Origin of the sequence: Terrirhizobium terrae, from assembly GCF_030323265.1 — a bacterium.
Taxonomy (GTDB): domain Bacteria; phylum Pseudomonadota; class Alphaproteobacteria; order Rhizobiales; family Rhizobiaceae; genus Neorhizobium.
The window spans coordinates 273,616-292,296 of record NZ_CP104990.1; the positions used below are offsets into that span (position 1 = coordinate 273,616).

General features: G+C 62.2%; 14 protein-coding genes and 2 pseudogenes. 2 read left to right on the top strand and 14 right to left on the bottom strand.

Translation table 11 applies throughout. The annotated features are described in order from the left end of the window. The first annotated feature begins 69 nt into the window (after window positions 1–69). The gene (gene pqqE / locus N7E02_RS01320; protein WP_286578392.1) at window positions 70–1,125 is read left to right on the top strand and encodes a pyrroloquinoline quinone biosynthesis protein PqqE; all 1,056 of its coding nucleotides are present in this window, start codon (window positions 70–72) and stop codon (window positions 1,123–1,125) included. A gap of 3 nt (window positions 1,126–1,128) precedes the next feature. Here pqqE and N7E02_RS01325 read toward each other — a convergent pair whose 3' ends face one another. From N7E02_RS01325 to N7E02_RS01355, 7 genes and pseudogenes are all read right to left on the bottom strand, one after another. Next, window positions 1,129–2,247, bottom strand: coding sequence for a M24 family metallopeptidase (locus N7E02_RS01325; RefSeq protein WP_286578295.1), 1,119 nt, complete (start codon window positions 2,245–2,247; stop codon window positions 1,129–1,131). 1 nt (window position 2,248) lies between these two features. After that, a complete protein-coding gene (locus tag N7E02_RS01330) occupies window positions 2,249–3,469 on the bottom strand; it encodes a M20 family metallopeptidase (protein ID WP_286578296.1) in 1,221 nt (406 codons plus the stop codon). Between the two features lie 51 nt (window positions 3,470–3,520). After that, window positions 3,521–5,153: pseudogene (locus N7E02_RS01335) on the bottom strand (dipeptide ABC transporter ATP-binding protein). A 10-nt stretch (window positions 5,154–5,163) separates the two neighbouring features. Next, a pseudogene (locus tag N7E02_RS01340) lies at window positions 5,164–5,987 on the bottom strand (ABC transporter permease). Then, window positions 5,980–6,894 carry an ABC transporter permease gene (locus N7E02_RS01345; protein ID WP_374730614.1) on the bottom strand — a complete coding sequence of 305 codons (915 nt, stop codon included), beginning with the start codon at window positions 6,892–6,894 and terminating at the stop codon, window positions 5,980–5,982. Before N7E02_RS01345 ends, N7E02_RS01340 begins: the two are co-directional and overlap by 8 nt. 91 nt (window positions 6,895–6,985) lie before the next feature. Then, a complete protein-coding gene (locus N7E02_RS01350; protein WP_286578297.1) occupies window positions 6,986–8,533 on the bottom strand; it encodes an ABC transporter substrate-binding protein in 1,548 nt (515 codons plus the stop codon). A gap of 23 nt (window positions 8,534–8,556) precedes the next feature. Continuing rightward, complete coding sequence (locus N7E02_RS01355; RefSeq protein ID WP_286578298.1) at window positions 8,557–9,870, bottom strand: M20 family metallopeptidase; 1,314 nt, start codon at window positions 9,868–9,870, stop codon at window positions 8,557–8,559. Window positions 9,871–9,986: 116 nt separating this feature from the next. Here N7E02_RS01355 and N7E02_RS01360 point away from each other — a divergent pair, with 116 nt between their 5' ends. Beyond that, window positions 9,987–10,751, top strand: a complete 765-nt coding sequence (locus N7E02_RS01360; RefSeq protein WP_286578299.1) for a GntR family transcriptional regulator — start codon at window positions 9,987–9,989, stop codon at window positions 10,749–10,751. On the opposite strand, the gene N7E02_RS01365 is transcribed toward N7E02_RS01360, so the two are convergent. From N7E02_RS01365 to N7E02_RS01395, 7 genes are all read right to left on the bottom strand, one after another. Then, window positions 10,735–11,322 carry a D-glycero-alpha-D-manno-heptose-1,7-bisphosphate 7-phosphatase gene (locus N7E02_RS01365; protein WP_286578301.1) on the bottom strand — a complete coding sequence of 196 codons (588 nt, stop codon included), beginning with the start codon at window positions 11,320–11,322 and terminating at the stop codon, window positions 10,735–10,737. The genes N7E02_RS01360 and N7E02_RS01365 overlap by 17 nt on opposite strands. Beyond that, window positions 11,315–12,421: a glycosyltransferase family 9 protein gene (locus tag N7E02_RS01370; protein ID WP_286578302.1), complete on the bottom strand. Its 1,107-nt coding sequence runs from the start codon at window positions 12,419–12,421 to the stop codon at window positions 11,315–11,317. Before N7E02_RS01370 ends, N7E02_RS01365 begins: the two co-directional genes overlap by 8 nt. Before the next feature lie 22 nt (window positions 12,422–12,443). Continuing rightward, window positions 12,444–15,116 (bottom strand): D-glycero-beta-D-manno-heptose 1-phosphate adenylyltransferase, encoded by a 2,673-nt coding sequence (gene rfaE2 / locus N7E02_RS01375; RefSeq protein ID WP_286578303.1) that lies wholly within the window; start codon window positions 15,114–15,116, stop codon window positions 12,444–12,446. Next, window positions 15,113–15,997, bottom strand: coding sequence for a polysaccharide pyruvyl transferase family protein (locus tag N7E02_RS01380; protein WP_286578304.1), 885 nt, complete (start codon window positions 15,995–15,997; stop codon window positions 15,113–15,115). Before N7E02_RS01380 ends, rfaE2 begins: the two co-directional genes overlap by 4 nt. Beyond that, window positions 15,994–16,272, bottom strand: a complete 279-nt coding sequence (locus tag N7E02_RS01385) for a hypothetical protein (protein WP_286578305.1) — start codon at window positions 16,270–16,272, stop codon at window positions 15,994–15,996. The genes N7E02_RS01380 and N7E02_RS01385 overlap by 4 nt, the downstream gene beginning before the upstream one ends. Window positions 16,273–16,419: 147 nt before the next feature. Continuing rightward, entirely contained in the window at window positions 16,420–17,412 is a 993-nt protein-coding gene (gene rfaD / locus N7E02_RS01390; RefSeq protein ID WP_286578306.1) for an ADP-glyceromanno-heptose 6-epimerase, read from the bottom strand. Then, a complete protein-coding gene (locus N7E02_RS01395) occupies window positions 17,406–18,548 on the bottom strand; it encodes a glycosyltransferase family 4 protein (protein ID WP_286578307.1) in 1,143 nt (380 codons plus the stop codon). Before N7E02_RS01395 ends, rfaD begins: the two co-directional genes overlap by 7 nt. Between the last annotated feature and the right edge of the window lie 133 nt (window positions 18,549–18,681).

The following is an 18,681-nucleotide window of genomic DNA, read 5'->3' on the forward strand; positions in this document are numbered from 1 at the left end:
GAGCATGTCAGCATTCCACGAACAAGCGAATGGGCCGGCGGACGTATCCGCATTCCGGCACCGATCGCCATGCTCGCGGAGCTGACCCATCGCTGCCCGCTCGCCTGCCCCTACTGCTCCAACCCGCTCGAACTGGAATCGATCAAGTCGGAGCTTTCCACCGAGGAATGGATCGACACCTTCAAGCAGGCGGCTTCTCTCGGCGTTTTACATCTGCATCTTTCCGGCGGCGAACCGGCCGCGCGGCGCGACCTGGTGGAACTTACCGCCGCAGCAGCCAAGGCCGGTCTCTACACCAATCTCATCACCTCGGGCGTCGGCCTGACGGAAAAGCGGATCGCGGAGCTTTCGGATGCAGGTCTCGACCACCTGCAGCTTTCCATCCAGGGCGCAACGCCGGAACTGGCCGACTTTGTCGGCGGCTACAAGGGCGGCTACGACCGCAAGATCGCGGTTGCCGAATGGACCCATGCGGCGGGAATTCCGCTCACCGTCAATGCCGTCTGCCACAAGCAGAACATGGACCAGATGGGCGACATGCTGGATCTGGCGGTCAAGCTCGGCGCCCGGCGCATCGAGATTGCCACGGTGCAGTTCCACGGCTGGGCCGACAGGAACCGCAAGGCGCTGATGCCGACGAAGGAACAGTTTTTGCGCGCTAACGCCTTCGTTGAGGAGCAGCGCAAGCGTCTCGAAGGCGTAATCGTCATCGACTATGTCGGCGCCGATCATCATGCAAGCTATCCGAAGGCCTGCATGGGCGGCTGGGCACGCACCGGTCTCAACGTCACGCCATCCGGCAAGGTCCTGCCCTGTCATGCGGCCGAAACCATTCCGTCGCTTCAGTTCGACAATGTGAAAGACAAGCCGCTCGCCGAAATCTGGTACGACGGTCAGGCCTTCAACGCCTATCGCGGCGACAGCTGGATGCCGGAACTGTGCCGCAGCTGCGATCGCAAGGCGATCGATTTCGGCGGCTGCCGCTGCCAGGCCATGGCGCTGGCAGGCGATGCATCTGCAACCGATCCGGTCTGCATCCGCTCGCCGCTGCGCCAGATGCTGACCGAGCAGGCGGAGGCCGACAGCCTCGCCGAACCGCCGCCCTTCGTCTATCGCGGACGCTGAGAGTTACGCGGTCAGGATACCGCGCGGCGTCTTCGTCAGGCGAATGCCGCCATCCTTGCCGACAACCACCGTCTCGCTAAACCCGAGGCCCTGTGCGGTCGCGTACAGATGGAAGACCATGCCCTCTTTCAGCGGCCAGTCGGAGGTCGGCAGGAAGACACCGGAAAAGTCGCTGGTGCGCGGTGTACGGGTATAGAGGCCGAGCGTATAGGCGGTGACGTTCTCGTAGACCGGACGCAGGCCGGCATCAAGCGCGCCCTGACGCATGATCGCATCGACATCGCTGGCGATCGCGCCCGGTTTCATCGCCGCGATCTGGCGATCCTGCAGTTCAATTAGTTTTTCCGCAGCGGCAGTGAGTTCGGCTGACGGAGCGCCGACCACGATCGGCCGCATCATGCGGGCACCGTAATTCCCGACGCGCGGGATGAGTTCGACATGCAGGACATCGCCCTCCGCGATCGCTTCGGTCTTGAACACCCCATGCAGGAATTCGTGGCTGCCGGAGGCCTTGACCACGGGGCCGACCTCGCCGGTATCGGCACCTTCGCGCAGGAAAACCCCGGATGCGATGGCGGCCGCATCACGCGTGGTCATGCCGGGCTTCGACTGCTCGGCGATCGCCGCCATCGCCTTGTTGGCGACCTCGGAGGCCTGCTGCAGAACGTCGATCTCTTCCTGCGACTTCACCCAGCGCAGGCTGTCACTCAGGCCCGGCATCGGAACGAAGGTCGCTTCCGGCACAAGCTGGGTGAGGCGCGTGAAAGTGGCAGCGCTCATGCTGTAGGAATTGGTGTCGAGCCCGATCCGGGCCTTGCCGAAGCCGTGGTCTCGGATGCTGGCTGCGACGGCTGCCTGCGCTTCCTCCGTGTCGACAAAACCGACGACATCGGTGATCCAGCTCTTTTCGCGGCAGGGCGCTTCGTCGAGTGCGCGCAGCGTGAACCAGGCGTTGCCCTCGCGCGGCAGGAAGGCCGCGCGATACATGGTTTCAGACACGGTATAGCCCGTCAGCCAGGCCAGAAGCTCGCCGCTGTCGACAAGCAGCAGATCGGCGCCTGAAGACGCCATGGCGTCCCGGGCGAGAGCGATACGACGATCAAATTCCGCCCGGGAAAACACCTTACGCCACCTCGCAGATGTCGAGGATGGTCAGCATGTAGACGCGGATCATGTCGAGATAGTCGATGATGTCGACGCGCTCGTCCGGCATCGTGTTGTAGCGGCCGCCCGGACCGCAGACGATGCCTTCCATGCCGAGCTCCTTGTAGAGGTGGCCGGCATCGGTGCCGTAGAAGCGGGTCGGCGTGATCGCGCCGGTCGGCTGCTTTTCGCCGCGCACGGTTTCATATGCGGCGTTGATCGACTTGACGATGCGGCTATCCGGCGAGACTTCGAAGGGCGGCATCAGCGGACGGCCCTCGATCATGTCGGGAACCAGCTTGGCCTTGAGGCCCGGGAAGCGGCCTTCGAGAAGGCGCAGTTCCGCATCGACGTCCGCGAGCACGCTTTCCTGGGTCTGACCCGGCGCATAACGCAGCGAGCCGCGCAGGCGAACGAAGTCAGCAACCTGCGGCGGACGCCATTCGGCAAAATCACGGCCGAGCGCGCCGTGGACGACGCCGACATGGCCGCGGTTGATCGACTTGTGGGTATCGCTCTTGGCGCCGCTGAAGGTCATCGCGTTGATGCGCGGAATGATGTCGCAGGCGGCCGCGATGGCATCGACCGACTCTTCGCGCTTCGACAGGTGGCGCGTATCGCCCGTCAGTTCGATGACGTAGCTCAGTGCCGCCGCATGCATGGTGACGGCGACGAGGTCGCTCGGCTCGCTGTTGATGAAATAGTCTGCCTTCACGCCGCCATGGATCGCCGCCAGGGTGCCGACACCGCCCTGCAATTCGCCGACGACGAAGGTCAGGACGACATCGCCCTTCAGCTTCACGCCTGCATCGAGCAGCGTCTTCACCGCGCAGAAATAGGCCGCATCGCCGGCCTTCATGTTGGAGACGCCGATACCGTAGATGAACTTGTCGTCCACCAGACCGGCATAGGGATCGACCGTCCAGCCTTCGGTGACCGGGTTGGTGTCGAGATGGCCGTTGAACAGCAGGCTCTTACCGCCGCCTTCGCCCTTCAGGCGGCCGATCGTGTTGAAGCGGCGGCCTTCGTCGAAGGGCTGCAGCTCGGCATCGACGCCGATCTTTTCAAGCTCCTTGGCCATCCAGCGGGCGAGATCCTTCTCGCCTTCGGTCTCCGAATGGCTCTTGTGCTGGACCATCTTCGACAGGAAATCGAGGCAGGCCTTTTCGTCGATCCGGTCCAGAAGGGACTTCGGGTCCATTGTCATGCTCCTTGATGCATTCTCACTGGCATTGGGGTCACTGGTAGGCAGTTACTGGTACTGGGCAGCGGCGCGGGGCACCGCCTCGATCAGGCGGCGCGTGTAATCCGCCCGGTCAGGACTATCGATCTCCTCCGCCTTCACCACCTCGATCAGATCGCCGCGATACATGACGGCGATCCGGTGTGCGATCTGGCGGATCAGGTTGAGATCGTGGGTGATGAAGAGATAGGCCGTACCGCTCGCCTTCTGCAGCTCGAGCAGCAGTTCCACGACCGATGCCTGAACCGAGACGTCGAGCGCCGAGGTGATCTCGTCGCAGATGACGAGCTTCGGCTTGGAGGCAAAGGCGCGGGCGATGGCGACGCGCTGCTTCTCACCGCCCGACAGCTGGTGCGGATATCGGTTGGCATGGGTGCGCGGCAGGCGCACCTGCTCCAGCATGTCGCCGACCTTTTTCTCGAGATCGCTCGCATCGCCGAACAGTTTCAGCGGGCGCGACAGGATTTCGGAGATCTTCTGGCGCGGATTGAGCGAGGCGTCCGGATGCTGGAAGATGATCTGGACATCCTTGCGATAGGCATTGTCCATGTCGCCAAGGCTCTTGATCTCGCGACCATCGAACCAGATCTTACCCTCGAAACGATTGAGGCCGGTCATCGCCTTGGCGAGCGTCGACTTGCCGGAACCGGATCTCGCCGACGATGCCGAGGATTTCGCCAGGATTGACGCTGAGGCTGATCGCGTTGTTACCGGTGACACGTTCGGTCTTCTTGCCGGTCAGCGCCGCGAGGAACGGCTTGCGCCCGAAATGGACGCTGACATTCTCGACCTTTACCAGCGGCTTCTCGGCCGCCACCACGTCGTCCTTGACCAGACGATGGGACGGGTCGGGCACGGCTGCGATCAGTTCCTTGGTATAGTCCTGCTGCGGATTGGTGAAGATTTCGCGGACGCTACCCTGCTCGACGATATCGCCGCGCTTGATCACGGCGACGCGGCCTGCGGTGCGGGCAACGAGCGCGAGGTCATGGGAGATGTAGAGCGAGGCGACGCCAGTCTCGGCCTGCAGTTCGACGAAGAGGTCGAGGATCTGGCGCGAGGTGATCACGTCGAGAGCCGTGGTCGGCTCGTCGAAGATGATGCATTCCGGGTTGCAGGCGAAGGCGGATGCGATGACGACGCGCTGCTTTTCGCCGCCGGAGGCTTCGTGCGGCATGCGGTTCATCATCTGTGCTGGCGTCTTCAGGCCGACGCGGTCGAGAAGCGCCTCGCCTTCCTTCCACGCCTGCTGGCGCGTCAGGCCGCGATGGCGGATCAGCACTTCGGTAAGCTGGGTGCCGAGCGAAAGGGTCGGGTTGAGGGACGTGCTCGGGTCCTGGAACACCATGCTGATGCGCCGGCCACGAAACGTTTCCATCTCGTTTTCGGATTTTTCCAGCAGGTTGTCGCCACCGAGCAGGATGCGGCCGCCCGGTTCGCGGGCATTCTGCGGCAGGTAGCGCATGATCGACCAGGCGAGCGAGGTCTTGCCGGAGCCGCTCTCGCCGACGAGGCCGAGGATCTCGCCGCGATCGATCGAGAGGTTGATGTTCTTCAGCGCGTGATACGGGCCGTTGGCGGTCTCGTAGTCCAGCGAATAGTTTTCGACGGAGAGGACCGGGCGGTTTTCTGTATTGGTCATGGGTATCACCTCAGGTCCGCGGATTGAGGGCATCGCGGAGACCGTCGCCCAGAAGGTTGAAGCCGACGGCGACGATGGCGATCGCCACGCTCGGCCAGATCAGGATGCCGGCGGAAAGGTGCATGTAGCGGCGCGCTTCCGAGACCATCAGGCCCCATTCGGCGGCCGGCGGCTGGGCACCGAGACCGAGGAAGCTCAAGGTCGCAAACAGCATGACGGCGAAGGATACGCGGATCGTCATCTCGACGATGATCGGCGCAATGACGTTCGGCAGCATTTCGCGGCGGATGATGTAGCCGGAGCTTTCACCGCGGGCGATCGCCGCATTGACATAGTCCTGCTTCCGCACCGACAGCGCGACGCTTCGGGTGATGCGGGCCATGCCCGGGGCAAACGCGATCGCTACAGCGACGAGCGCATTGACGGTGCTGGAGCCAAGGAGGTTGACCACGAGAAGCGCGAAAAGCAGGCTCGGGATCGACATGACGGCGTCGATGGTGCGCATGATCAGCTCGTCAGCGCGGCCACCAAGGAAGGCGGACGCGGTGCCGATGAGCGCGCCGATCAACGTGCCAACGATGGTCGCCGCGACCGCCATAACGACGGTTGCGCGCGCGCCGATCAGAAGACGGCTGAAGATGTCACGGCCATACTGGTCGGTGCCGAGCCAAAGATCAGGCTCGGTCCCTTGTAGCGGGCGAGCGGCGACAGCTTTTCCGGATCATGCGGCGCGATCAGCGGGCCGAAGACGACGATCAGCAGGACCAGGACGACAAGGGCAACGCCGATGGCGCCCTGGGGCGTCTTCAAAAGACGTTTCATGAACTCAGTCATACTGGATCCTCTTGTCGAGCCAGGCATAGAGGATGTCGGCGATGAAATTGACGATCGAATAGGTGGCGGCCATGATTAGCACGCCGGCCTGGATGGCGGGCAGGTCGCGCGCCTGGATGGCGACGATCAGCTGGCGACCGATGCCCGGAATGGCGAAGATTTCTTCCACGACGATGACGCCGCCGAGAAGATAACCGACGTCAAGCGCGACGATGGTGATGGTCGGCAGAAGCGCATTGCGCAGCGCGTGGCGACGCAGGACCTCGCGGCGCGGAATGCCCTTCAGGCGAGCGGCGCGGATATAATCCGTGTGCAGCACATCGACGAGTTCGGAACGCACCATGCGCGAGACGTGGGCGATCAGGATGACCGAGATGACGCAGACCGGCAGGATGAGATGCATGATGCCGTCGACGAAGTTTTCCGTTAGCGGCACATAACCGGTTGGGGGCAGCCACTTCATCCAGTCGGCGAAGATGAGGACGGCGACCGTTGCCGTCACGAATTCAGGCAGGGCGACACCGGCATAGGACACGAGGCTGACCACCATGTCGGCGATTTTGCCGCGGCGGACTGCCGCGATGATGCCAAGCGGGATGGCAAGCACCAGCATGAGACCGATGGACAGCACGGCAAGCAGCAGCGAACGCCCGAGCGCCTCGAACATGACCGGACCAACCGGCTGGCCGGTGCGCAGCGAGGTTCCGAGATCGCCCTGAAGGACATGCCAGAGCCAGCTGAAATATTGCTGCCAAATGGGCGCGTCGAGCCCCATGGTCTGGCGCAGCGCATCGAGCGCTTCCTGGGTGGCGTTCTCGCCCAGCATCATCACCGCCGCATCGGCGGGCAGGATCTGGGTTATGGCGAAGACGATGAGCGATACGATGAAGAGCGTATAGACGATCATCACCAGCCGCTTGGCTATGTAATTCGGTGACAGGGGCGTGTTCCTCGGTCGAGATGGCCGGACGCCCGAAGGCGTCCGGCAAGGTGACGGATCAACCGCGCTTCGGTGCGTCGCTGGAGAGCGAGACGTAGTCGAGGCGGAAGACGGATGCGCGCGGATGCGCTTCGAAATTCTGCACCCAGCTGCGCTTGGCGGCCAGAACGTCGAAGAAGGACGGGATGATCGAGGGAACGTCCTCGTTCATGATTTTCTGTGCCTTGGTATAGAGCTCGGTGCGCTTTTCCTCGTCGGTCGTGCCGCGAGCTTCTGCGACCAGTGCGTCGAAATCCTTGTTGTTCCAGCGCGTCTCGTTCCAGGCTGCATCCGAGGTGTAGAGCAGCTTGAAGATGCCGTCCGGGGTCGGCTGCATGTTGTAGAACCCGACGTAGAAGGCACCCTTCTTCCAGACCTGTTCCAGATAGGTGGCGTGCGGCATGGTCTGGACATTGATGGTGATGCCGGCTTCCTTCGCCATTTCGCGGAGCGCGACGGCGAGCTGGGTACGGACGGCCGGGCGGTCGGAGGCGATCAGCGTCAGTTCCAGACCATCGGCATGACCGGCTTCGGCGAGAAGCTTCTTGGCTTCCTCAATGTTAGTCTCGCGCTGTTTCACTTGCTTGAAGAACTGATAGGACGGGTTGAGCGGCGTATCGTTACCGGTCGTGCCGAAGCCTTCGGTGACGAAGCCAACCATGGCCTCGCGATCGACGGTCAGCGCGATCGCCTTGCGGACGCGGACATCGTCGAACGGTGCCGTGTCGCAGCCGAAGTTGATGTTGCAGAACTGGCCCGACGGCGTGCGCAGGACTTCGACGCCGTCATTGCCGTCGAGACGCAGGAATTCAGTCGGCTGCAGGGTTGAGATGATGTCGACGTCGCCGGCGATCATGGCAGAGCCTTCGGCCGAAATATCCGGGAAGACCTGGACTTCGACGCGGTCGAGATACGGACGGGCCGGGTCGTAATACTTCTCGTTGCGTTCAACGACGACCAGGCGGTCCGGCTCGTAGGAAACGAGCTTGAACGGGCCGGTGCCGACAGCCTTGGTCGACAGGCTCTTGAGATCGCCGGTGGCGATGGCGGCCGGGATGATGCGGGCATTGGTGTAGGCAACCGATACCGGGAGGTCGGCATAGGGGCCGGAGAGCTTGAACAGCACGGTGGCGTCGTCGACGGCGACGATATCGGTGATCGGGCCGACGTTGTTACGGCCGGGCGATGCCGTTGCCGGATCGAGGATCGCCTTGAAGGTGGCGACGACGTCGTTTGCAGAGAATGCTGAGCCGTCATGGAAGGTGACGCCGGTGCGCAGCTTGAAGGTCCATTCGGTCAGGTCGTCATTCGCCGTCCAGCTTTCGGCGAGGTCCGGCTCGATCGACATATCGACCTTGAGGCGCGTCAGGTTGCTGTAGAGCAGTTCGGTGATCATGTATTCCGGGTTGACGCGGGTCAGCAGCGGATGAATGACGCTCGCGGCCTGGTCGACGGAGATCTTCAGCGTGCCACCCTTGGTAGGTGCCGCCTGGGCAAAGCTCATGGACGGCGCAGCCAGGATGGCTGCGGTCCCGGCGAGGAAGAAGCGGCGTTTCATTTCCAGCATGTGTATGTTCCCTTTTTGATACGTCAGCTGCGATTTTCAGGAATGGCATAAGCGGCGAAGTCGGCCGCGAGATAGGAAAGGATGCTCTTGGCCAGGGCGATGATGTCCTGGCGGGTCGTGTGTTCTTCAGGGCTGTGGATGCAGCTCTCCGGACGGCCGAGGCCGCCGAGCAGCACTTCCGGACCGAAGCCGGCCTTCTGCACGTAGCCGAAGTCCGAGCAGCTTGCCGCGCCCCATTTATGGAAGTCTTCCGGCTTGTAGCCGAAGCCCACGGACAATGCCTTCTGCCAGCGCGGCCAATGCGGCCCCTCCGGATCATCGGTCGGGATCAGATGGCCGACGAGATCGATCTTGAGGCCGAGATCTGTGCCAGCGATACAATCGCGGACCGCGGTCTCGATCTCGGCGCGTGCTTCGTCATAGCTTTCTTCCGGCGCGTAGCGGCGGGAGACGAGGATCTTGATTTCGGCCGGCACTTGGCCTCCCGCCGTACCGCCATTGATCGCGGAAATCGTCAACGATGGCCGCAATGGCCCCGTGGCATGCGGCGGCGGAGCGAGCTTCGATGCGCGCTTGGCAATTTCCGGCTTCAGCGCCGCAATCGCGTTCAATACCGGAAGCGCACCTTCGATCGCGTTGACGCCGGCGCCGGTGCGGTTGCCCTCGCCCGCATGAACGGCATGGCCGGAGATGGTGACCTGCAGGTTGAAGATACCAAAGCAACCGGCCCAAATGCGTGGCGCGGCCGAGCCGTTGAAGTTGAGGATATGGCCCTTCAGCTTGCCCTGCTCCGCCAGATAACGGATGCCCGGATAGAGCCCGCCCTCTTCGTCGGTGCAGAGGAGCAGCATCGGATCATAGGCAAGCGCGACGCCACATTCCTTTGCAGCGCGCAATGCCAAGAGGGTCGCGGCGATCGTGCCCTTCATGTCGGCTGCGCCGAGGCCGTAGAGATTATCGCCCTCGACCGTCAGTTCCAGGGGATTGCGCGTCCAGCCGGGCGCGACGGGTACCGTATCGACGTGATAGTAGAGGCCGCAGACCGGCTTTCCGCTCTCCCGGGTGGAAACGAGGTTGACGCGTTCCCCGGAGGCAGGGCCGCCGTCGACGTACCAGAGGTCCCGCGGCACTGTCACCCGTTCAGAAGCAAAACCGAGTGGCGCCAGCAATTCTGACATCAGGTCGGCGAAAGGGCCGTAGCCCTCACCCGGAGGGAAGGAAGTATCGACAGCAATCATTCGCGACAGATCAGCAATCGCGCTCTCGACATCGCGCTCGATCACTGCCATGGCAGACGAGAGCGTGTCATGATGCGCAGCAAATTGCTGGTCGGTCATTTGCGGTATCCTCGGCACCTCAGCGCATTCCTGACCGGCTTGCGCTTTAATATAAACTATATAGTAATACTGCGTAGATCGGCTCGATGAGTCAACTCTAAAGAAGAGGCAAATAATTGCCAGAATTGCCCAATATTTCAGCAGATGAGCAGAGGCCGGGCGAACTTTCTCTACCTCTCTACGAGATCGTCAAAAGGCAGATCACTGAAGCCATCATGCTCGGCAAGCTGGAGCCCGGTTCCGTCCTGCCGAGTGAGGTTGCGCTGTCGCAGACCTACGGGGTTGCGGTCGGCACGATCCGACGCGCGCTGATGGATCTGACCAATGACGGATTGCTCAGCCGCCGCCGCAAGACCGGCACTGTCGTGACCGGTCGCAAGCCGCAGCACAGCCTGCGCCTCTTCTTTCAGTATTTCCGGCTACATGGCCTCGATGGGTCGCTCAGCAAGTCGGTGACGAAAGTCACCGCTCTAACCACTGGTCCTGCGTCTGCAAGAGATGCGCAAAAGCTGCAGATCGAGGAGGGCGCGCCGGTCATCTCGTTTCATCGCGTGCGAACCGTCGATGACAAGCCGATCATGCATGAGACGCTGACGCTTTCGCGCGAGCGGGTTACGGACTTCCCGGAGCGGGCGGAAGACATCCCCTCGCTCTTCTACCTGCATCTGCTCGAACATCACAGCATCCGGATCTCCGCTGTTCGCGAACAGATCGGTGCGGACCTTGCCAATGATGAGGACGCGCGCTGGCTCGGACTGAGACTTCCGGCCGCGGTGCTGACCATCGACGAGGTTGCATATGACCAGATGGCTGTGCCGGTACTGATCGCCTCGCACCGGGCAACCACGGCAAACCATCGCTATATCAACGAAGTGCAGTGATTTTCGCGATCCTCGCCCGCATGACGCCTGCCAGGAAATCGTCCAGCCGTCCGCCCGGAAACCGGTAGCTGTCGACACCCGCGCGATGCCCGGCTTCGATATCGCTCGGCTTGTCGCCGATCATGATCGAAAAATGCGCGTCGGCGCCACAGTGATGCAACGCCTTGAACAGCATGCCGGGATTGGGCTTCCGGTCGATGTGATCGACCGCGCGATAATTTGCAATCCGGCTATCCGGATGAAACGGGCAATAGAAGAATGCGTCGATGCGCCCGCCGGCCTTGCGAGCGTCTGCCGCAATCTCACGATGCAGCCGCTCCACATCCTCGGCGCTGAAATAGCCGCGCGCTATCCCAGACTGGTTGGTGACGACGCAGATATGCCAGTTGGCCCGTGCAAAGGCGGCGAGAGACTCCAGCGCGCCGGGTATCCACTGGAAGTCTGTATAGCTGCCGACATAACCGGAATCGACGTTCAGCACGCCGTCCCGGTCCAGCAGCAGCGCGGGCCTTCGCCGCGCCGCCGCATCATAGGCCGGAACGAGCCTCGCTAGAGCATTGACCTCAAGCATATTGCGTAATCGCCGCCGCAGAAACGGGCTCGGTGCCCGGCATCGCATTCAGGACCGCATCGAGAACCGTTTCCGGTTTCAACGCACGCATGACGTCAAGCGCTTCCGGATGGGTCTCTGTGCCGTAAACGATATAGCCTGCTGCCGGATGCGGCGAATCCAGCCCGATGGCCTGCGAACCGACCGGCCCCCACCGGAAAGATCGTGTCGGCCCATGAAGGCCGATGACACGCGCCCCGACGGCGGAAGCAAGATGCAGCACCGACGTGTCGATACTGACGACGAGTTGAGCCCGGCGCAAAAGATCACCCATCTCGGCCAGCGGAACCTTGCCGCAAAGCGAGAGTGTGGTGTTGGCATCGTCGCCAAGCTCCGTTCGCAATTGTTCGACCAAAGGTCCATCTGCGGCCGAGCCGGTGAAGGCGGGCATATAGCCCAGCCTGACCAGTTTGCGGCAGAGGTTGACCCAGTAGTCCTTCGGCCACGCCTTTTCCCCGGCACGTCGACCGCCGGCCGAAATATGGCAGATCACGAGCCGATCAAGCAGTAGCGTATCCGCAAGTGAGCAGTGATCGGAGCGAAGACGCATAGTGTATTCGCCTTGCGCGCCAAATACACGTGCCATCTCGGCCAGATTATCCAGCTCGTGTCGGAGGCCGCTATGTTCGACCGCTATATCGAAGACACGGCCTCTCGCGGAGTTCGGGGCAAAACCGACCGCACAAAGCGCACTGATGCGCGCCAGCGTGGCAGTCAGGTTCGGCCACGGCGTAAGATCGACGACGAGGTCTATATGTGCTGCGCGCAATTGCCGCCACGCTTTGTCGGGCCTTGAGAAATTGCACAGGATGGGCTCGACGGATGCTTCCAGCATGCGCGCTGCGGGAGCGTTGTTGGTTCCGTGGAACAGCAGCACCCGAGCATCAGGATAACGGCTGCAAATGGCCGAAATAACGCCGGAACTAAGAAGCATGTCGCCGATCGCGCTCGGCTGGATGATTCCGATTCTCTTTGGCGCCTCGGGCAGATTTCTACGTTGATTGAAGAGCGCCAGCCCCCTCACGGCATAAGCCAAGAGGGTCTGGTCGAGAATTCGCATTGCTTCGTTGGAGCGAGCCATGTCAGTGCACCACCTCGCTGTATCCGATGGTGATCTGGCGTTCGCGAGCGCGCTCGATCAGTCCGGTCGTAGACTGGTTCGCCTCGAAATCGATCAGCACCACGCGCCCGCCATAACCCTGCACCAGCGAACCGCCGACCACGGTATCGACCGTATAGTCGCCGCCCTTGAAGATGACGTCGGGACGCAGCGAGGCGATCAGCTCCATCGGCGTATCCTCATCGAAGAGCAGGATGGAATCCACCGCATCCAGCGCCGAAATGACGATCGCCCGCGCGCCTTCCACCTGCAGCGGGCGCTCCGGCCCCTTGAGCCGCCGGACCGAAGAATCTGTGTTGAGCGCGACAATCAGCCGGTCGCATTTCGACTTCGCCTCCTTCAGCAGCTTGACGTGGCCGGGGTGCAGAAGGTCGAAGCAACCGTTGGTGAAGCCGACGACGAGCTTCTGGCGCCGCCAGGCTTCGCGCTGGGCGCAGGCGACCGAGAGGGTGGAGAGCTTGTCCATCTGCAGCGTGGGAAGGCTGTCCAGCAGCATTTCGCCGGCAAGTTCGGCAGGCGTGACCGTTGCCGTACCGGTTTTCGACACGGCGACCGCGGCCGCAGCATTGGCGACAGTCATCGCCGTTACCATGTCCTCGCCGGATGAAAGCGCCAGGGTCAAAGCTGCGATCACCGTATCACCTGCGCCGGAGACATCGAGCGCCAGCTTGGTTCGCGCCGGTTCATGGACCGCCGGCAATCCCCGCCGGAAGAGTGAGATACCCTGTTCCGAGCGGGTCAGCACGATCGTGCCCCTGAATTGGTCCATAGCAACCGCCATGCCGGCCGCAATGCCTTCGTCGCTATCAGCTTCTATGCCGCTCGCGGCGGCCAACTCGCGCCGGTTCGGCGTCAGGACTGCGCAACCGCGATAGAAGGAGAAATCCGGTCGCTTCGGATCGGCCACGATCGGTATCTCCTTGCGACGAGCTATATCCACCAGCGCCCGCATCATCGTTGTGGTGATCATGCCCTTGGCGTAATCAGAGACGATGATCGCAGAGCAGCCTTCGGCGCATTCCTCGATATGGCTGATGATATGGGTTTCTGCCTCAACCTCGACCGGCGAGCCTTCGCAATCTGCCCGCAGAAGATGGGTTTCATGGGCAAGGAAACGGGTTTTCTCGATCGTCCTGAATCCCGGCTGGCAATAGAGCCGCTTTTCGATCGTGCCGATACCTGTCGTTGCCATGGCTTGCAGGGTCAGGCCCGCCGGATCCTCGCCGACCATCCCCACAAGAACCGCCGTCCCGCCCAGAGAGGCGATATTCGCGGCGACATTGCCGGCGCCGCCGATCGCGGAGTTCTGGTCCTGGACATGCAGGACGAGGACCGGCGCCTCCGGCGAGATACGACTGACTGTTCCGCGCACATAGTGGTCGAGCATCACGTCCCCCACGACGAGTACCCGGCATGCCCCAAAGCGATCAATGTTCATGATAGGCTTCCCTCTAAGGTCCGGCATGCGCCAGACATGTTGAAGACGCATGAGTTCTGCTGTGGCGAGAAACAGGTGATAAAGCGTGCTGGCCGGGATGGCCGACACACAGGACTGACCCGTGGCATCGAGATGATCGATCCAGCAGCCCTCTGGCGCCGGGGCGAGATAGTCGTCCAACAGGACGCGAAGCGCCGTTTCCAGCGCATCCTGCTCCAGTCTGCCTGTGGCATCGGCCCGGGCGAGAATGGCTTTGATATATTCCGTCTGCGGCCAGGAGCGGTGGCGATCGTTATGGATGCTCCCGCTACTCGTCAGTTCGTCGTGGATATGACCCGTCCTTACTTCCACTCCATATTGTTGAGCGAAACCGTAGAGACGCTCCGCATGGCCTCGCAGATAGCGGCCGATGATCGGCTCGGTTCGGCGAAGCAGCCAGTACCATTCGAAATGATGGCCCGGCTCCACCAGATGGCCGCCCCCTGCATCGATGCGGTTCCAGTTGCCGTCATAATATTCGCCGAGCGAGCCGGAAATGGGATCGAAAAAGCGCGCCTCAAACAGGCGGATGATCTTGGCGATACGCTGTCTTATGCCGATCCCCGGCACGATGGCGTAGAGCGCCAGCAAGGCTTCGAGAAGATGCATATGCGGGTTCTGCAGCAGGATCTCGTCATGCGGCCCCCGGCTGTTCCATCCCTCCGCGATGCCGTCCCCATTTATACGAAGAAGCCGCGCATCCATGGCCTCGAGCGTACGATCGATCCATGGCAGGACGTCGCGGCTGCCGCTCGCCTTCATCCACCAGGCGAAGGCGAGCAGGACGAAGGCCTGGTCGTAGAGATCGATCTCCTCGTTGACGATCCCGCCAGTTTCTCCCATCGAGATCACCCAGCCACCCTGGGGGCTCCAGCCGTGCGTCAGCAGAAAATCCAGACCGCCACGCGCAGCCTCCAGCCCTCGCCCGTAGCCGAGCGTATGGGCATGGCTGAATACATAGATCTGGCGCGCATGCACCCGCGTCCGCTTGAACCCGACCGAGCGCGGCCGGCCGGCGAGATCAAGGGATTCGACGAAGCCGTACTCGCCGTCGCGCCCCGTCGTCGCCCAGAAAGGCAGGGCCTTCAGGAACATCCAGTCTTGCAGAGCGTGACAAAGGTGCTCAAGCTCGGTTTGTCGTTCCAGAACCTCAGTCATGGCTCGCGCTCCAGGCGTTGAAGCAGGCTCGAAATGCCAAGCCATGCATTGTCCAGGATGGCCGCATGGGCGCGCTCATCTATCCCCTCTGCCATCGCCTTGACCACAAGTTCCGCGGTCTTGGCCGGATTGCTCGTCCGCACATCGCAAAGATAGTTTTCGCGACTGACCGAACTCATGAAGGACCTGAGTTTCGGATCCCAGGCGAGAGCGACCGATGGCACCCGATAGGAATAGGAAGCGATCACCGCATGCATGCGATAGGCGACAAGCACATTCAGGCTGGAAATGATCTGGCAGAGCTGCGTCGGCTGTTGCGCGACGGGGAAAGAGATGCTGCCGCCGATCGCATCCAGCCGAGGCCGGATTTTTGCGAGATAGGAGACGTCCTCCGGGCTTCCATTGGTGAACACGACGACATGCATGCCCTTGGCCGCAAGGGTCGCGACCAGTCCGACATACCAATCCTCCAGCGCCTTCTGGTCAGGTGCGATGTCGCAATGGTAGCGAATGGCGATATGGCTCATGATGCCGACGCCAGCGACCTTCGGACCACCCTCGTGCCGGCGCGCGGATGGTATGTAGCGGGAGGCAAGCAGCCCCGGATCCGGCACGACCATCGCCTCATGGCCGCTCGATTGACCCAGCCGCTCATCCCAGAGATGTTTCGAGGCGAGATCGCGAACGTAGACGCCACGCAACAGGCGGCTGGAAAACGTCTTACGCAGCATTTCGGCACCGCGCTTGGTCCAATGGCCGGTGACGCCTGAGCCGTAGACCACGAAGGGAATGCCCATTTTCTCGATTTCCTGGACCGCAAGCCCGAGCTTGGTCGGAAAATTCAGGTCGATATCGGAAATCAGGTTGCCGCCGCCGATCACGGCGGCATTCGCCCCGCCAGGCGCTCGGCGTAGTGGGGACGCCATTTGCGCCGGGCCTGCATGGCGAGCGGGATACGGATGACATACGGGCGGATCGTGCCAGGCATGGCGTCGAGCGCGGAGAGTATCTGCGATCGGCCCGGAATACCGTCGCCATAGGCCTTGCGGGCAGCAAGATCGATCGACCAGCTGTCGCGGTTGGCGCCGAGCTCGACGAGCGCGTGTTCCATGCATTCGGAGAGAAGCCCGTCGCCGAGGTTCGGGCTGTATTTCACGTTGAAGAGCCTTATGCGTAGCCCCGGCGCGAGAATGTTCGGCGGGTAGGCTGGGGCGATCCCGGGAGCAGTTGTCGATACGCCATCCGCAGCGGCGATCCCCTCGTCGTTTTCCCGGCGATTGCGGCGGCCGAAGGGCTTGAGCCCCTATCGACCAGGATGCGCTGATAACCAGTCGACATAATTTGCCACTCCCTCTTCCAAAGATCGAAAATTCGGGGCGAGACCGTTTGCGACGAGTCTCGCGGTATTGGCCTGAGTGAAATACTGGTAGCGCCCGCGCAGCTGCTCGGGCATTTCGATGAACTCGATCGACGGCGCCTTGCCGAGCGCCTTGAAGACGGCAAGCGCAAGGTCGTGGAATGTCCGCGCCTTGCCGGTGCCGACATCGAAGATCCCGCCGATCTCCGAGGATTCCAGCGCGCGCCGGACCACATGCACGCAGTCGTCGACATGGATGAAATCACGCAGCTGGCCGCCATCGGGATAGTCCGGATTATCGGACTTGAAGAGCCTCACCTGATCGCCCGATGCTTCGCGCTGCCAGATCTGGTGCACGACGGAGCGCATCTCCCGCTTGTGGCGCTCGCGCGGGCCATAGACGTTGTAGAATTTGAGGCCGGCCCAGCGTCTGGGCACGCGCCTGCCGCGAGCGACGTCGGCTGCAATGCGGCGATCGACCACATGCTTGCTCCAGCCATATGCGTTGAGCGGGTTCAGCCGGGCGAGCGCATCCTCTCCGTCCTCGCCCGAGAAACCGCGCGATCCATCGCCATATGTTGCCGCCGACGAGGCATAAACGAAACTGACATCACGTTCTCTGCAATAATCCCAAAGCGCGAGACTGAGGCGGACGTTATTCTGGACGATCTTGTCCACATCCAGTTCGGTGGTCGCGGAGATCGCCCCCATATGGATGATGGCGTCCACGTGGTTTTCAGGCCTGGCGAGCCAGGACAGCAATTCTTCCGGCGCCACGATTTCCTCAAGCCGGACTTCCTGAAGGTTGCGCCAGCGCTCGTCGCTGCCGAACCAGTCGCAGGCGATGACATCAGCGCCCTCGGCGGCAAGCGCATTGGCAATGTTCGAACCAATGAAGCCGGATGCGCCCGTGACCACCACTCTCATATCGCTCAGCATTGGCTATCCTCCGAGGTAGCGTGAACCAGTGAGAGGTATTGGGCGAGCAGCCCGTCCCGCCATTCGTCCGGTGTGGTCGAGAGCCGGGACAGGCCCGCATGGGCGCGAATGCTCATCCGGCGGATGTCGTCATGGCTCATGTCGCGGATTGTCGCGACTGCCCGCGCAAGTTGAGCGGCGTCACCCATGTCGCAGGCAAGGCCGATGCCCGCTGCCGTCATGTCCCTAGCAAGGCAGGCCGTGTGTGGGAGTATGACCGGAATGCCGCTTGTCGATGCCTCGACCGCAACGAGACCAAAGGGCTCCGGATAGCGGCTCGGCATGATCAAGGCACGCGCCTGACGCACCATGAGGCCGATCTCCTCGTGGGACAGCCAGCCAAGCACCTTTACCGTCTCGCCCATCCCGGCGACGCGGGTACGCAGTGGACCATCACCGATGACCGTCAATCTAACGCCGGCAGTCGACGCGGCTGCCACGGCCTCGAGGATGCCTTTTTCCGGCTCCAACCGGCCGATGAAGAAGAAGTCGCGATTGTCTTCCGCACGAACACGATCCGGCTGGAACGGCATCGTCGGGTTGCGAAGGGCGTGCAGCGTCTCGTCGGAATAGCCAGCTTGCTTGAAATCGCCGGCCATGCCTTCGTGGATGAGCAGGACACGCCCGTAATGCCGGCCAGATCGAAGCAGCTGGGATCGCACACGGGTGGATCGCGCGACGCGCCACAGCTTCTGGGCATAGTTGCGCTTGTCGCAATTGCGCGTCAGACATCCCGTCGCGAGTGGCTTGCATCCGCATGGCACTTGGCGGCGATAGTCGTAGAAGGAGCCGTTCGGGCAAGCGAGAAAGTAGTCGTGGGCATGCAGCACCGTGCGGTGCGAAACCGGCGCCAGTGCTGCAAACACGGCAGGCGACATGATCTTCGACCAGCCGTGGACATGGTAGACCGTACCGACGCTATCGTTGGCAGCAATCCAGCGTTCGAGCATTTCCTTGGCGCCGGTATTATGGATCCCCTCGATCATGGCGCGGTGCCGTTTGGCGGAGAGGATAGGGTCGCCACCCAGGGCAACCACCTCGACGTCGAGGGCCGAAAATTCGGGGTTCTGCCCGCTATCGCCGCAGATATAGGTCACACGGATGCCGGCCGCTCTCAACAGCCTGACTGAGAGAAGTGCCAGCGCGGTTCCCCTCCCTGGCTATGGAAAAGTCGTTGATCACAACGACCCTGTCGATTGCTCGTAACTCGGAAGGGCGAAGGCCGGTTTT